General features: G+C 57.4%; 6 protein-coding genes. 5 read left to right on the forward strand and 1 reads right to left on the reverse strand.

The genetic code is table 11. From position 1 onward, the window contains the following. Nucleotides 1-529: 529 nt before the first annotated feature. From recC to RT21_RS19170, 5 genes are all read left to right on the forward strand, one after another. Nucleotides 530-4,000 (forward strand): exodeoxyribonuclease V subunit gamma, encoded by a 3,471-nt coding sequence (gene recC, locus RT21_RS19150; RefSeq protein WP_046163986.1) that lies wholly within the window; start codon nucleotides 530-532, stop codon nucleotides 3,998-4,000. Next, nucleotides 3,997-7,671: an exodeoxyribonuclease V subunit beta gene (recB, locus tag RT21_RS19155; protein ID WP_046163987.1), complete on the forward strand. Its 3,675-nt coding sequence runs from the start codon at nucleotides 3,997-3,999 to the stop codon at nucleotides 7,669-7,671. The genes recC and recB overlap by 4 nt, the downstream gene beginning before the upstream one ends. Then, on the forward strand, nucleotides 7,668-9,761 hold the full coding sequence (gene recD, locus RT21_RS19160; RefSeq protein WP_046163988.1) for an exodeoxyribonuclease V subunit alpha: 2,094 nt from the start codon (nucleotides 7,668-7,670) through the stop codon (nucleotides 9,759-9,761). The genes recB and recD overlap by 4 nt, the downstream gene beginning before the upstream one ends. A gap of 130 nt (nucleotides 9,762-9,891) precedes the next feature. Then, the gene (locus RT21_RS19165) at nucleotides 9,892-12,234 is read left to right on the forward strand and encodes an McrB family protein (RefSeq protein ID WP_177327108.1); all 2,343 of its coding nucleotides are present in this window, start codon (nucleotides 9,892-9,894) and stop codon (nucleotides 12,232-12,234) included. A gap of 3 nt (nucleotides 12,235-12,237) precedes the next feature. Beyond that, nucleotides 12,238-13,899, forward strand: a complete 1,662-nt coding sequence (locus RT21_RS19170; protein WP_082082193.1) for a nuclease domain-containing protein — start codon at nucleotides 12,238-12,240, stop codon at nucleotides 13,897-13,899. A gap of 875 nt (nucleotides 13,900-14,774) precedes the next feature. Here RT21_RS19170 and RT21_RS19180 read toward each other — a convergent pair. Next, the gene (locus RT21_RS19180) at nucleotides 14,775-16,169 is read right to left on the reverse strand and encodes a tyrosine-type recombinase/integrase (protein ID WP_046163990.1); all 1,395 of its coding nucleotides are present in this window, start codon (nucleotides 16,167-16,169) and stop codon (nucleotides 14,775-14,777) included. Nucleotides 16,170-16,535: the final 366 nt, after the last annotated feature.

Genomic DNA, 16,535 nt, shown 5'->3' on the forward strand with positions numbered 1-16,535 from the left:
AGCGGCAAGCCAGTGTTTCTCTGGTGATGGGGCATAGCTATGAATACTGAAGGAACTTACGAAATCCGGGCTGCGTTGTCGGAGCGCGATAGCCCGACAACAAGGGCGCTTAGGTATTTCGAGTGCGAAAGCTGCGGTTACGAACGCCGGATGATGATTGGGAAAACGCCGCACAGGACTGTCACGATTGGATTGAGCGTCGAAGGCTATCTTCTGAGCAAAGAATATCTGCATCCTGAGGGACTCGGCGAACGACCTGCCGACAAGGCGCTGCGGACCCCGGATCGGGCACGCTGCCCTGAGTGTCACCTCGACAGCGTTCGCATATGTGGCTATGCCGATGTTTGCTAGCCCGAATCCAGCACAACTTAAAGCCATAGCTATAGGTCGGGTAAAACTGGCTGTTTCTAGGGGCGGGTTCCCGACTGTCAGTCGATCAGGTTTCAAGTCGTAACCATGTCGGATTAGAGTAACGAGTTTTTTGCAGCTCTGTACCGCGGGCTAGGCGTACATCACTGAGGGAAGCGTTATGCAGGATGCTGAGTCGTTGAAGCCGGGCTTCATGATCGTTCACGGAAATCGTTTGGACGATCTGCGTGAGCTAGCTGTGACTTGGATGCAGCGCTACCCGTTAGCCCCGCTGGAAAATGAAGTCGTACTGGTACAAAGCAACGGCATTGCTCAGTGGCTGAAGCTGGCGTTGGCCGACGATCCAGTTAATGGTGGCTGCGGTATCGCAGCAGCACTCGATGTCCAACTTCCGGCGCGTTTCCTTTGGCAGGCCTACAGGTCTGTATTGGGGACCGAGACCACGCCAGAGTCCTCGCCGCTGGACAAGGCGGCACTGAGTTGGCGAGTCATGCGCTTGCTACCTCAAGTGCTAAGCAAAACCAATTTCAGCAGCTTGCGGCGATTTCTTCAGGAGGATGGCGATCAGCGCAAGCTCCATCAGCTTTCCGAGCGGCTGGCGGACCTGTTTGATCAGTATCAGGTCTACCGCGCCGATTGGCTGGAGGACTGGGCGGCCGGGCGTGACCAGCTAAAGCATGTCAACGGCGGTGTGAAGCCGCTGGATCCCGACAACCTGTGGCAAGCGGAGCTGTGGCGTGAAGTTTTGGCGGATGTTGGCGAAGGCGCTCTTGAACAGAGCCGTGCCGGCGTTCACAAGCGTTTTGTCGCACGTCTGCGTAACGCAGGAGAGGCCCCGAATGGTTTACCTCGGCGTGTAGTGGTATTTGGCATTTCGTCCATGCCGGCGCAGGCTCTCGAAGCCTTGGCCATACTCTCGCGCTACAGCCAGGTGCTGCTGTGTGTGCACAACCCTTGTCGCCATCACTGGGGCGACATCGTTGCTGACAAGGACTTGCTGGGCCATGTCTATCGCCGTCAGCCAAGCAGAACTAGTTCTATGGCGGCGAGCCAACATGGCCAGCCATTGCTTGCCGCTTGGGGTAAGCAAGGTCGCGACTACATCAATTTGCTCGACCACTATGACGAACCGACTAGTTATCGACACCTGTTCGAGGGCCTGAACGGCGGACGTATCGACCTGTTCAATGACGAGCCACCTTCAAGCCTGCTAGGTCAATTGCAAAGCGACATTCTTGAATTGCGTCCTTTGGCTGAAACCCGCGAAGTATGGGGCCCTGTCGAGGTTGCACAGGATCGTTCGGTACGCTTTCACGTGGTCCACAGTGCGCAACGTGAAGTGGAAGTGCTGCACGATCAGTTGCTTGCTCGCTTCAGTGCCAATCCTGAGCTAAGCCCGCGTGATGTGATTGTGATGGTGCCGGATATCAATGCATATGCACCGCATATTGAGGCCGTGTTCGGTCAGATGCCGCGTCATGACCCTCGTTATCTGCCCTTTACCCTGGCCGACCAGGGGCAGCGTGGCCGCCAGCCATTGCTGATCGCCCTCGAACACTTGCTCAAACTGCCCCATAGCCGCTTCGCCGTCAGCGATATTCTCGACCTGCTGGACGTGCCGGCGCTGCGGGCGCGCTTCGGCATCAAGGAAGCGGATGTGCCGATCCTACAGCGCTGGATCGATGGTGCCGGTGTGCGCTGGGGACTCAATGCGCAACAGCGCGAGAGCTTGGACATGCCCGCAGGCCTTGAGCAAAACACCTGGCGTTTCGGGATGCGCCGCATGCTGCTGGGCTACGCAGCCGGCCGAGGGCCCGAGCTGAATGGCATCGAGCCTTACGATGAAGTGTCCGGGCTGGAGGCGGCATTGGCAGGGCCTTTGTTGACCCTGCTCGATCACTTGGAAGTCGCCCGCGAAGACCTGCAGCAGCCAGCGAAACCGGTGATCTGGGTGGAGCGCCTGCAATCGCTGTTGAAGGTGTTCTTCCGTCCGGTGGGGGATGGCGAAGAATTACTGGTCAACCAGTTGCTCCAAGTGCTCGATGACTGGCTGCGCACCTGTGAGTCCGCGCAATTCAACGAGCCTTTGCCGCTGAGCGTGATGCATGAAACCTGGCTATCCGGCATCGAGGCTAGCGGCTTGTCGCAACGTTTTCTCGCCGGTGCGGTGAACTTCTGCACGTTGATGCCGATGCGTGCGATTCCTTTCAAAGTGGTGTGCCTGCTGGGCATGAACGATGGCGATTATCCGCGCCAACAGTCGCCCGTCGATTTCGACCTTATGCGCCACGATTACCGTCCCGGCGATCGCTCGCGCCGCGAAGATGATCGCTACTTGTTACTGGAGGCCTTGTTGTCGGCCCAGGAACAGCTGTATGTCAGTTGGGTTGGCCGCAACATCCGCGACAACAGCGAGCGCGTACCTTCGGTACTGATCGGGCAACTGCGTGATCACCTGTCCAGCGGCTGGCGCTTGGCGCAGCCTGGCAAATTGCTGCATGCCTTGACCCAGGAACACCCGCTACAGCCTTTCAGCGCCGCCTATTTTGCCGACAAGCCGGGGCCGGACGGGCTATACACTTACTCTCACGAATGGCGTGAGGTGCATGATTCGCCAGATCCACAGCCTTCGGAAAACCTGTTGCCAGCACTCGCCCAAGACACGCCTTTAACCCTGCGCCAACTGGCCGGGTTTGTGCGCGACCCCGTCGGGGCGTTCTTCCAGCAACGGCTCAAGGTCAACTTCGACAATAACGAGTTGACCAGCCGCGACGACGAAACCTTTCAGCTCGATGACCTTGAGAACTGGCAGCACCAGGAACGGCTCAGCCAGGCGCTCAAGCGTTGGGTTGAAGAGGATTATCAGCCTGAAGGCGCCGGGGCTGAGCTTGATCTGCAGCTTCAGCGTTTGCAGCGCGAAGGCAAGTTGCCGTTGGGTGGCTTCGGCACGTTGAGCGCATCGGCCTTGGCCGAGCCGCTGCCGGATATGCTCGAGCGTTACCACGTGCAGTTGCAGGCGTGGCCGGAGGTCGAGGAGGGCCAAACCGCTGCAACAATAGCCGCTAATGAATCGGCCCCGGGATTGAGTGACTGGCTGGGCGGTATTCGCCGCAATGCCCAAGGTGAGCGTGCCTACTTGCAGCTGGACAGCAAGAAACTGTGCAACGACGACAGTTGGCGCTGGCACAACCTGGTTCGTCCCTGGGTGCGCCATCTGGCGCTGCAGCTGAGTGAGCCGGGCTGCATCTCAATTCTGGTCAGTTTGAATGGGGACGTGGTGTTCCGGCCAATGGCCCCACAAGAGGCGCAGACGCAGTTGAAGCCGCTGCTCGAGGCCTGGGTGGCAGGCATGCGTGAACCGCTGCCGATCGCCTGTAAAAGCGCATTCGCCTGGCTCGAAGAAGCGAAGGAGGGCGGGGAAGACGACAACTCGGCGTCCGAAAAGGCCCGCGAGACGTTCGAGGGCGGGTATATGCGCTCTGGCGAGGCAGACAGCTCCTTTGCCTTGCGCCGTGCGTACGCGGATTTCGACCAACTGTGCGCCTCCGGTCATTTCACCTCATGGGCCAAGCTCCTATATGGCGGCCTGTTCAATCATCTTTCTTCGAGCCGCGCAGGGAGCGACCAATGAATCCGCTGACGCTGAACCCCCTCGACTTTCCTTTGCATGGCAGCCGACTGATTGAGGCGAGTGCCGGTACCGGCAAAACCTTTACGATCGCCTTGATGTACGTGCGCCTTGTCCTGGGTCATGGAGGCGAGGCCGCCTTCAAGGATCAGCTGACACCTCCGCAGATTCTGGTCGTAACCTTTACTGATGCCGCTACCCAGGAACTGCGCGACCGTATTCGTGCGCGCTTGACCGAAGCGGCGCTGTGCTTCCTGGAGCCTGATCACCAACACGACAATTTGCTGGAGCAACTGCGTGCCGATTACCCGCCGCAGGAATGGCCCGATTGCGCGCGCCGGTTGCAACTGGCAGGTGAGTGGATGGACGAAGCGGCGGTCTCGACCATTCATGGCTGGTGCTATCGGATGTTGCGTGAGCACGCCTTCGACAGTGGCAGCCTGTTTACTCAAACACTGGAAACCGACCAGAGCGAACTGCTGGCGGAGGTGGTCAGGGATTATTGGCGTCGGCATTTCTATGCCTTGTCATCGGCGCTCTCCAAGGTGGTGGCCGATTGCTTCAAAACCCCGACTGATCTACAGAAAGCGCTCAGTCCTCTGCTATCGCGGGCAGACGCGGAGTTCCGGCAGGCAGGGGCATCGATCAGCGCTCCGGCACAATTGGATGCGCTTCTGCAGTCCACTATCGATTGGGAGCAGCGATGTGTTGCGCTTGAGGACCGTGCCAGAGCTGAGTGGTCGCGAGATGTCGCCGGGATAAATACGCTGCTGCGTGATGTACGAACGAAGTTGAGCGGTAAATCCTACCCAACTAAGACTCCCGAAACTTTCGAGCAGATACTTGGTGAAATCGCGAAATGGAGCCTTGGGGACGAAGCCTGTGCTCATGTTCGCAAGTGTGGGCAAACCCGGTTCAGTGTGAACAAAGGCGGCGTTGTCAGCGTGCACCCCGCTTTTCAGGCCATCGATACGTGGGTCGATCATCTGGAGTCAAAAACCGAGGTGCGCGCGCAACTGCTGCTGCATGCACTGCGTGAGGTGCAATATTCGTTCAATGCCGAGAAAGTGCGCAGGGCGCAAATCGGTTTCGACGACCTGCTCAATCGCCTTGACGGGGCCTTGCAAGGCCCGTCGGGCCCGCGTCTGGCCGAGACCATTCGCAAGCAGTATCCGGTCGCCCTGATCGATGAATTCCAAGACACTGACCCGGTTCAGTACCGGATTTTCGAAACCATTTACCGCATTCCCGACAACCTGGGTGACTGCGGCCTGTTCATGATTGGCGACCCGAAACAGGCGATCTATTCCTTTCGCGGTGCGGATATTTACACCTACCTTCAGGCGCGACAAGCCACGGCTGGCCGTCACTACACACTGGGAATCAACTATCGTTCCACCAAGGCGATGGTCGAGGCGGCAAACCATTGCTTCCGTTACGCCGAAGCTCAGCCTCGGGGTGCGTTTCGGTTTGCCACGCAAGATCAGGACAACCCGGTACCGTTCATCGGCGTCCATGCCAATGGCCGCGACGATGTGCTGCAGCTCATCGGTACGAATCAAAAGGCCCTCACGTTCTGGCAGCTGAAAACCGAGGGTGTGATCAATAATGCCGCCTACTTGCGTAAAGCCGCTGAAGCTTCGGCGTCGGCGATTCAGGCCTGGCTTGATCCCGTTGCAACCCAGCGTTCCGGTTTACTGAAGGGCAACGGTGAATTCGTTGCTCTGAGGCCCGCCGATATCGCCATTCTGGTGCGCAATCGCAATGAGGCCGAAGCCATCCGTAAAGCCCTGGCCCATCGGCAACTGGCCAGCGTCTATCTCTCCGACAGAGACTCGGTCTTTGAAAGCGAAGAGGCCAAGGACCTTTTGTATATCTTGCGTGCGTGCGCTCAACCCACCAGCGATCGGCTGTTGCGAGCGGCAATGGCGACCCGCAGCGTCGGGCTGACATGGCAAACCCTGGAGCAATTGAATCAGGATGAGCTGTTCTGGGAACAACAGGTTCTGCTGTTCAAGGATTTTCGCATGTTGTGGCAGCAACAGGGCGTGCTGCCGATGCTGCGAAAACTGCTTGCCACGTTCAAGGTCCCGGCCCGTTTGCTTCTGGAAGACCAGGGGGAGCGTCGCCTGACCAACCTGTTGCACCTGGCCGAGTGGTTGCAGCGCAGCGCCGCCGAACTCGATGGCGAGCATGCGCTGATCCGTCATCTGGCCGAGCAGGTGGATGGCCAGAGCGAAGAAGAAATTCTGCGCCTGGAAAGCGATTCGGACCTGATCAAGGTCATCACCGTGCACAAATCCAAAGGCCTGGAATACCCCTTGGTGCTGCTGCCGTTCGCCTGTAGCGCAAGGGAGGTTGATGGCAAAAGCACAATACCGCCGATGTTTCACGACAACATGGATCTGGTCATCGAGCTGGCCAAAGGTAAACAGGCCGAGGCGGCACAAGGGTGTGCCAACGATGAGCGCATAGGCGAAGAAATGCGCCTGCTTTACGTTGCCTTGACCCGAGCCCGTTACGCCACCTGGATCTGCGTAGCGCCCAAGGGATTTAAGACCGGAGGGAAATCGACAGATCTGCATAAGGCAGGCCTCGGTTACATGCTGTCGGGTGAGAAGCCGATAGCCCCAGAGAGTCTGCCCGGCGTGGTCGAGGCACTGGCCAGTGGCTGCCTGGACATTGAGGTGCGCGCAGCGCCAGAACCATCGGAAAATGTCCACACGGCACCCACTTCACCACCGGTGGGCCCAGCCTTGCGGCCCTTGCACAAGCTCGCGGTAAATTGGTGGATTGCCAGTTACTCTGCCTTGGCCATTGCCGACGGATATGTCCTGAAGGGGGCGGAGCCGGGTATCAGCCTGGAGCCGGCGACCGCGTTGGAAGCCAACTTGCAGGAAAAGGACGAAGCTGAAGCCTTGCCGGTAGGGGCCCCCGGGATTCACGGTTTCCCTCGGGGCGCAGGACCTGGCACCTTTCTCCACGGACTGTTCGAATGGGCCGGTCGCGAGGGTTTTGCCAAGACCGCTGGAGATCCAATAACCCTCCATAACACCGTTGCCCGACGCTGCAACCTGCGCGACTGGGAAACCTGGATCGAGCCACTGTCCGCCTGGCTGGGCAGCTATCTGAATGCTCCGCTGCGGTTCAACGGTACCCAATGCAAACTCTCGACGCTGAGCACCTATCAGGTGGAGATGGAGTTCTGGTTTTCCAGCCGGTCGGTGAACGTTCAGCGCCTCGATGCACTGGTGCGTCAATACACGTTGGGTGGTGCACCGCGGCCAGTACTGGCTGCCAACGAGTTGAACGGCATGTTCAAAGGCTTCATCGACCTGACGTTTGAACATCAAGGTCGCTACTACGTGGCGGACTACAAATCCAATTGGCTGGGCAGCAACGACCTGGCCTACGACGCCGAGGCGATGGTTGCGACGATGCTGGACAAGCGTTACGACCTGCAGCTGTGCCTGTACCTGCTGGCGTTGCATCGTCAGCTCAAGCTGCGTCTTCCGGCTTACGACTACGACCAGCACATGGGCGGGGCGGTGTACCTGTTCGTCCGTGGACACCAGGCGCCCACCCATGGTGTGCATTTTGAACGACCGCCACGGCAGTTGATTGAACAACTGGACCAACTCTTCATGGCCCAACACGCGGAGGTCAGCGCTTGATCCAGACCCTTAAGCAGCTGAGCAACAGCCAGCGCAACATTGATCACCCGGCGTTGTTCGTTGGCGATGCCGACAGCAGCGAGTTGCTGCATCAACTCGACAATTGGGTGAGCCGAGGCTGGTTGCGCGCACTGGATCGCTCATTCGCCACCTTCATACTTGAACAGGATCCCCAGGCCCAGGCCAGTGTGTTGCTGGCCGCCGCGATGACCAGTCATCAACTGGGTCGCGGCCATTCCTGCCTGGATCTGGTCGCTACCCTGCAAGCGCCTGACTTCGTGTTGTCGTTACCTCCTGAAGGGGAGGAGGGCGGCCAATTACCGTCGCAATGGTTGCTGGGCCTGGATGGCGCACAATGGCGCCGGGCGTTATGCTTGAGCACGATGGTGGAAGATCGGGACGAGCCGCAGCGATTTCCGGAGCGGCCGCTGGTGTTGACCGGACAGCGTCTGTACCTGCGTCGTTACTGGAACTATGAACGCAGCATTGCCCAGGCGCTGAGCGCCCGGTTGAGCGTGGGCGCGGTAACACCGGAAAAACTTTCCAGTCGGCTTGATGCCTTGTTCCCTGACACCTTCGAAGTTAACGGTGAACGCCGTAGCGACTGGCAAAAAATCGCCTGTGTGCTGGCGGCACGAGGTAACTTCAGCGTCATCACCGGCGGCCCCGGCACCGGCAAGACCACCTCGGTCGTGCGTTTGCTGGGGCTGTTGCAAACACCGGCCGTGGAGGAAGGGAAGCCGCTGCGAATTCGTCTCGCCGCCCCTACCGGCAAGGCAGCAGCACGCTTGTCCGAATCCATTGGCAAGGCCGTCCGTGAGCTGCCGATCAGCGCCCCGGTGCAGGAGGCGATCCCGACGGATGTTTCCACATTACACCGTCTGTTGGGTAGTCGACCGGATTCGCGCAACTTCATTCACCACCGGGATAAGCCACTGGAGCTGGATGTATTGGTGGTCGACGAAGCGTCGATGATTGACCTGGAAATGATGGCTTGCCTGCTCGATGCCTTGCCTCGGCAGGCGCGCTTGATCCTGTTGGGTGACAAGGATCAGCTGGCATCGGTGGATGCGGGCTCCGTGTTGGGCGACCTTTGTCGCAACGCTGAAGCCGGCGGCTATAGCGAGCAAACAGTGGCCTGGCTGGAGGCCCACAGTGGCGAGTCGGTCAGCGCTCCGGGGTTGCAAACGGCAGTCGGTGCTGGCGATCCGCTGGCCCAGCAAACCGTCATGCTGCGCTACTCCCGACGCTTCGACGCCCAGCAGGGCATTGGGCGTCTGGCCAAACTGGTCAATGGGAAAAATGCCGACGAAGCACGAAGCCTGCTTGATCAGCAATTGCGTCAGCTGTTCAACCTCAAGTTGCGAGGCGAGCATGATGCCGCACTCACCGAGTTGATTATCAACGGCAAAGGCGATGCTCCAGGTTATCGCCATTACCTTGAGCAGCTACGAGACCAGCGTCCTCCGAAAGACACTCCCTGGGACAGTGCCCTCTGGGCCGGTTGGGCTGGCAAAGTATTGACGGCATTCGATGAATTCCGCTTGCTCTGTGCGCTACGCCGCGGGCCGTGGGGAGTTGAGGGGCTGAATCAGCGAGTAGTCGCTGAATTGAGCCGCTGTGAACTGTTGTCGGCGAATCAGGGCTGGTACGAAGGGCGGCCGGTACTGGTCACCCGAAATGACTACAGTCTGAACTTGATGAATGGCGACATCGGCATCGCCCTGTGGGTGCCAGGCCCTTCCGCAGAGCTGAACCTGCGCGTGGCTTTCCCGCGAAATGACGGTAGCGGCGGCGTACGTTTCGTGATGCCGAGTCGTCTGGTGGAAGTCGAGACGGTCTTCGCCATGACGGTGCACAAGTCCCAAGGGTCGGAGTTCAACCATACTGGCTTGGTGTTGCCCGATGCGTTGAACCCTGTGTTAACCAAAGAGCTGTTGTACACCGCCATCACCCGAGCCAAACAATGGTTCAGCCTGGTGGAAACCAGACCAGGCGTGTTCGAAGGAGCGGTGAGTCGCAATGTGCAGCGTACCAGTGGGCTGGCGCTGCAACTGCTAGACGAATTGGCAAAACTCCAACGCACCTGAGTGGGTGAATTGAGAAGATTTTAGCCCGTTGCTGGCTTCAAGTGGGGCTTTACCATCATATTTTATAATCCATTGATGGTGGCATTTAGCTGGCGGTACGGCCACGCCGTTCGATGACCGCTCGGTAAGTTTGAACTTATGCAATGAAAGTTTTTATCAAAAACGTATGGGCGAGGTCGCCCAAACAAAACAACAAGGGGCATGGGCTGTGGCGGTAGATCTGAAGGATGACGCAAATCTTAGGGCAGCCTGTGAAGCAGTACTGGCCCAGCATCGCGAGCTGGCTTGGTATCAGAACTGGCTGAAAAAGTTGTCGGAATTCCTGCAAAGAGTTCAAGACGCAGATCAGGATGAGTTTTGTAGCCCTGAGTTTCAGGAGCGACTATGGGAGAGTGAGGACATCACTAAAACCGGCATGGGTACTGTCAACGTTTCCGAGGTGGTGACCGATCCTAGCGTTGCCAAATGCCTTTGGAATATTCGGGTATCGCTTAAAGCTGCTGACGCTCTCATCCATGAGCAAGTGCTCATGGAAGGCTGGCGGGAGCTGAACCAGCTAGTCGCTCCGCCCCTCGTGCGCCGAAATCCACGGCTCAAAAAGTATCGTTTATTCGCAGCGCTATGCCCGACGGAGCTGACTACGCTCGCTCACTATCCGAAATTGCGCAACTTGGCGTCATTAATAGGGGTAAGCGGCGCGGAGCAGGAAATTTCTCTCCACCGAGGTGTGCTTGAGCGCCTAGACGATGTTTTGGGCAAACGGGATAAGACACTATCAACACCAATGCTGGAACGCATGACTCTGCCTTGGCTCTTGTACTTGAGATTCGTACAGGAGCACGAAGCTGAAGCTACCGCGATCGCTGATCTCAGAACGGGCCAGGAGCGCCTCAACCCTTTACCCGCGGAGCGCCGCCGCCGCGGGATGCTCGCCATTGGTGGTGGTGTCGCCACTATCAGGGCCATCATTGAGTTCGCCAAAGAGGGATGCAAACGAGAGGATCTGATTGAGCACATGAGCTCGATCAACCCAAGTCACGCGCCTTCGAGCATCCGAACGCAACTTAACTCACTGATTGCAGAATGGGGTGTACTAAGAGCCCAAGGCGACGATATCCATCTAACACCACGAGGCGAAGGGCTGCTGGAGACAGGCGAGCCGGATGAGGTATCGGATTGGCTGCTGACCCGGGTGCTCGGGATTGATCACATGCTCCATGCATTGCGTAACCGCCCAATGTCTGTCACTGCCTTGAATGATGTGTTGAGAAAGGTGAACCCCAGATGGACCAGCGACCGAGCCTTGACCAGTCTGACCTTCTGGCTGCGTGCTTTGCAATTGGTCGAAACCAGAGCTGACAAAATGCTGTATCTGACTGAGCTTGGCGATACCTGGGCAGCGCAGATCCACTGGGAGCCACAACCGCTTGCTCCAGAGATAGGGGCTTCTACCGGCAGCGTAGTGCCATCTAATGAAGAGTCCGTGCTGTTCGAGCGTCCCTCGCTGGAAGCCATCCAACATAGTTTCCCTAAAAGCATCGCCTTTCCGATCAGTTTGGTTGCACGCCTTGATGCCGGTCTCTGGAGCCATCCGCGCCGCCATTTTGCTGTACTCACCGGGCTCAGCGGTGCCGGTAAGACGGTATTGGCTCGGGGATATGCTCTTGCGTTGCAAGATGGCCAAACCCACCGTTCTGAGGGCCTGCTTACTGTCCCGGTCCAGCCGGGTTGGCACGATCCATCTTGCCTGCTGGGTTACGTCAACCCATTAAATAGCGAGAGCTATGTACGTACGGCATTCGTCGACTTTCTGCTTCGGGCCAGTGCCAACTCCGGTCGCCCATATACGGTTGTGCTGGACGAAATGAATCTGTCTCACCCGGAGCAATACTTAGCACCCCTGCTTTCGGCCATGGAGACAGGTGGTCCCATTGAGCTCCATGCCCAAGACACTGACATCAGCGGTGTGCCGGCAACCATCACGTACCCGAGTAACCTTGTGATCATTGGCACCGTGAATATGGATGAAACGACACATGGTCTGAGCGACAAGGTGCTTGATCGGGCTGCAGTGATCGAGTTCTGGGATATCGATGTTGAGGCGTTCCCCGGGTGGGAAGCCAGCGTTTTGGCTGAGGCGAAAATTGCCAAAGTGCGCGATACCCTCAAGGGCTTGGTCAAGGCATTGCGCCCGGCACGCCTGCATTTCGGCTGGCGGACCATCCATGATGTCATTGGTTACGTTGAGGAGGCCGAACGTAGCGGTGTAATCGACTTCAATGCAGCATTGGATCAAGCCATCTACGCCAAAGTCCTGCCCAAACTACGCGGTGAAGACATACCTCGGGTCCAGGCCGCTTTTGCGGACACCAGCAGTCTGTTGCAGGACATGAGGCTGGCAGACTCGGCAGCCAAGGTCGCCGAATTGCACGACGATCTGCGCTCTTTAGGTTCTGCCCGGTTCTGGCGCTGAAATATGGCGATCATCCGATGCATTGACAAACAGGGACGCGCGTTCACTGTCGCCCCCGAAGGCTTGGTTTCGGGCTTCACGGAACGCGGCACCTATTATTTTGAGGTTATCCCTGGGTGGCGACTGTTTGTAGACGATGAGCCTTTGGAAACTTCGCGTCATGAGGCATTTAACGCTTGGCGATGGCAGCCGGGATTTTATGCAGGCAAAGTCATCGCTGAGTTAGTTGATTTGACTGGTAAAGTCGTAGCGACTTACCACTTTGATGTGGCTCCGGATCAAAACAAACTCGGCGAGACTTCGTTCGCAGCGATGCTCGACGAGCTTCTAACCTTCGATCTCCGTTTGCTTTTGGGCAATGAATACGCTCAGGTAGAGGTTGGACGTGCAGGTCGAACCAGCGACCCACATCTGCAGTATGCAAGGCTGAAACGTTATGGACCGGAGCTGTTATCTGCGTTCGCCGAAGTCTTGCGCAAGCCGCTAACCTGGTTGCGCCGAGAGCGCATATTACGGCCAGCACATCAATTACGCCGTATTGATCGGCGAACCGTGCGTCGTGCCTTGCAAGACCCAGCGTCGACGGCGTTGCTCTATAACCTCGGCCGGGTGAGTGCCGATAGTGAGGTGCTGCACTTCGATGTGCCCAGCGTGCTCGAGGATCTCGATAACCCGGCCAACCAGGCATTGGCCGTTGTCCTGAGCGAAACCCTGCGACGCAGCCGACACGTCATTGCCGAATTGCAAAAGCTCATCGATCATGAGCGCGACACGGGCGCTCGCTCTGCCTTGGCCCCTCGGCTTGGACGCCGTGTTGAGTTCCTCGAAGGCTTGCACAGCGCCCTCCGGAGGATTCAGCGCAAGGAACCCTTTTGTTCGCTGAGCCAGCCTTGTATTAGTGCTGCGGGACTCAACGCGATTTCCGCTCATCCTGTATATGCCCGGGCTTATCGATACGCTTGGTACGTGCTGCGCCCGGGGATTGATGGCAGTAGCGAGGGAGAACGTTTGTGGATCAGTCCGACGTGGGAGATCTACGAGCGTTGGTGCTACCTCCAAGTGGTCGGCATGATGAAGACGATCTATCCCGACTTGCAGTGGATTTATCGTTGGCCCGGCTCGCGCGTGGACGTCATACGTTGTGAAGGAAGGACTACCGACACACAGGTCGATGTCTGGCTACAGGTACGCTGCCCAGCTTTCGACCAACCACCCTCTCACGGTTTTTCCAGCATTTCCGGGGAACGCCGCCCCGACATTGTCGTCACTGTGAGTAGCCCGGCTGGGCGCTCATTCATTGTAATAGACGCCAAGTACCGTGTTGGACGCGAGTGGGTGTTGGAGGGTATGGAGTCTGCGCATCTGTACCGGGATTGCTTGCGTTGGGAAGGGCGAAAGCCGGATTTATCAGTATTGCTGGTACCCCGTGGAGGAGGTGCTCCATTGTTGGAAACGATGAAGTACCGGAAAGACAATGGTGTTGGCGTTGCGGTGCTGAGCGCTGAAAAGAACGGACTCCACGAGGTGCTACGGTCCTGTTGGACGGGCTCCCCTGATTTAGAATCAGGGGAACATCCTATGGATTCTGATCCTGGCTTCCACAGCCTCCGTTACGCGCCGCCGTGCGCAGACGAAGCTGATAGCCCAAGCCAGAGACGCGACTGACCAGCTCCGGCAATGTGTCACCAGCCGATCGGGTTCTAACCCATTTCCACGGACGGCTTGAAAAGGGCTAGCACCAGCATAGTTTCACCCAATGTATCCTCCACTTGCTTGTAGTCGTGCTGCAGGATCTCCATCTTGCGTTCCATGCGGCAATGTCGAGAGCATTGTCCTCGCCGCTAGGCTTTTTCTTTCTCTCGGTGAGCATTCTGGTCGCGTCGCCGCCAGGATGGCAGATGGACATTCAGAGCGTGAGTAGTTCGGCCCGGATAGCGAAGGTTGCTGCGTTAGCTTTCTCAATTGGGAGCAGCTCGGATCCTTACCGACCTGCTCGGAAGAGCTGTCCCTTCAAATACTCTACTTGTCCCTTCTCAGCCCTCAGGCCAGCGGCCAGTTCAGCCTTCTCGCTCTCCAACCGCCGGATGATTTCGCCCAGGCTCTGTACTAGACTGCGCAGAACACTGAGCTCCGCCTTGTGCTGTTGTGTGTGAAGCCATTGCAACCAGATTACGATTGACTGCACTAGTACTACACAAAATAAACCGCCCACTACCAGCCAAGCCATGCTAATCGCATCCATCGCTAATTCCTTCTGTCCTCTCGCCGTCAGCACGGCCAACAACTGAACAATATGTCGTGACTCAAGACACGTCGATATTGTTTGCATGAACAGGTAAACAAAGACAGCAGGTGTCTCCAACGGCTCAAGCGGGGAATTAGCTGAGCTGTTCCTGTGGTGACGGCGCGATGGATGGGGCAAGTAATGTACCGTCATTAAAATTTACATATCTAGAGGCGGCGACCCGAGTCGCTCATGGGGCCTCACGCTTGTAGTGCTGCTCGCTAGAGCCGCTTTTGTCCGGTTCCTGTTGAGAAGGCTAGCCAGCTGCTGATGTTGCTAGGATCGTTTCTAGCCTTTTGCCCAGAAGGCGCCAAGCCTCGGTTTTTTCCTTGGCATAGTCGTGATGCAGATAGTGCCGACGCACCTTGGATCCGCCCAGCAGGTGGTTCTGGCAGCGGTCGATGATCTCCAAGGTAATACCGAGCTCCTGCATCATTGTCGCGCCAGTGCGGCGCAGATCATGCGGCGTCCATTCACCTCTGGCTCCATTGCTCAGTACTAGCGAGTCGTCATGATGCCGGCCGGCCAGAGGTTTGCTGCGGTTCTTGAAGCGGCACTGCCGATCTCCGATGAGTTTGCTGACCGTCTTAGTATCAACATGGCTTTGGCTGTCCTTGCTGGGAAAGCAGAACGGTGTATGGCCGGTCTCTTTTTGTAGGCGCTTGAATTGCGCTATGGCGAACGCTGACAGGAACACATGGTGATCCTGGCGTTTGCCTTTATGCCCTTTGGTAGCCTCGGCGGGGATGAACCAGGTGCCTTTCTTCAGGTCCAGGTAGCGCCACTCGGCCTTAAGCAGCTCGCCAATACGGCAGAGGGTGCTCAGGCAGATCCACAGAGCGCACTGGACGCGCGTGTTGACCGGGCGAATGCCGGAATACTTCTGGCCAGCGGGAAGCCCTTCGTAGTCTTTCTCTAGGCGTTCGAGGATGTCACGCAGCTCGCGGATTTCGTCTGGGGAAAGCAGGCGGTCGCGTTGTTCTTCATAATCGTGATCGAGCAGCTTGCTGACATCTATAAGGTCGGCTGGATTTCCGTCAGTCATCAGGCCTCGCCAGGGTTTTCGTTTCTCACCCCAGTGCAGCATCTGGCCAATGTCGTTGTTGCGGATGACGACGGTGCGATTCAGACCGCGGGCTTTGACTGAGCGCAGCACCGTGAGCAGATCCTTTTCGGTCAGGCTGCGCAGTGGTTTCTTGCCAATTAGCGGTAGGACATCTTTCTTGAAGCTGCGGATCAGTTCGGCATTGCCATCCTGGCGGGAGACGCCGTCGCGAATCCATTCATCAAACAGGTCGGCCACCGTCTTGTTTTCGGCAGCTTGGCGTTCGGCTTCGGCAATGGTCGCTGCGACTGCAGCTTGAGCTTCGATCTTGGCAGCTTTGCGGGCAGCGGTTGGATCGATGCCTTTTGCGGCTGTGGCTTTAACCTCGTCACGTTCGGCACGAATCTGGGCAAGAGACTTTTTTGGCCAGCTGCCCAGACTTTGATCGCGTTTCAGTCCTTCTTGTTTGAATTCGTAGCGAAACTGCACTGTTACACCACGGACGCCTGCGCGAACCCTAGCAACCAGCCCGCCGTCCTCCCGAAGGATTCTGCCGTCATCGGCAAAACTAAGGGCCTCTAGCTGCTTCGCCGTCAATTTTGCCACTCTTTACCCCTTGCATGCTTCGGTTGCCTTAGAATTTTACCCCACTTTTACCCCACCGAATCGCTTGGCTGGTGATGGACAGCATTGGACGCTATGGGACGGCAGAATAGCCTGCAATCCCCGTAGTTGCTAGGTTTGATGAGTCCATGAGTGTCCACGGCGATCTATGGAAATCCACCAAATAAGCGCATGGGGTGCAAGGGGTCGAGTGTTCGAATCACTCCGTCCCGACCAAAAATCCCTAGAAAATCCAGTCACTTAGCAGTGGCTGGATTTTTTTATGCCTGCTGATTCTAGCTGCTAATTCAGATTTAGCGTTCTGGTTGCCAATTGGTTGCCAATTGAGATTGGCTTACTCAAACTCCT

It is taken from the genome of Pseudomonas sp. 10B238 (assembly GCF_000970615.1).
Classification (GTDB): Bacteria; Pseudomonadota; Gammaproteobacteria; order Pseudomonadales; family Pseudomonadaceae; genus Stutzerimonas.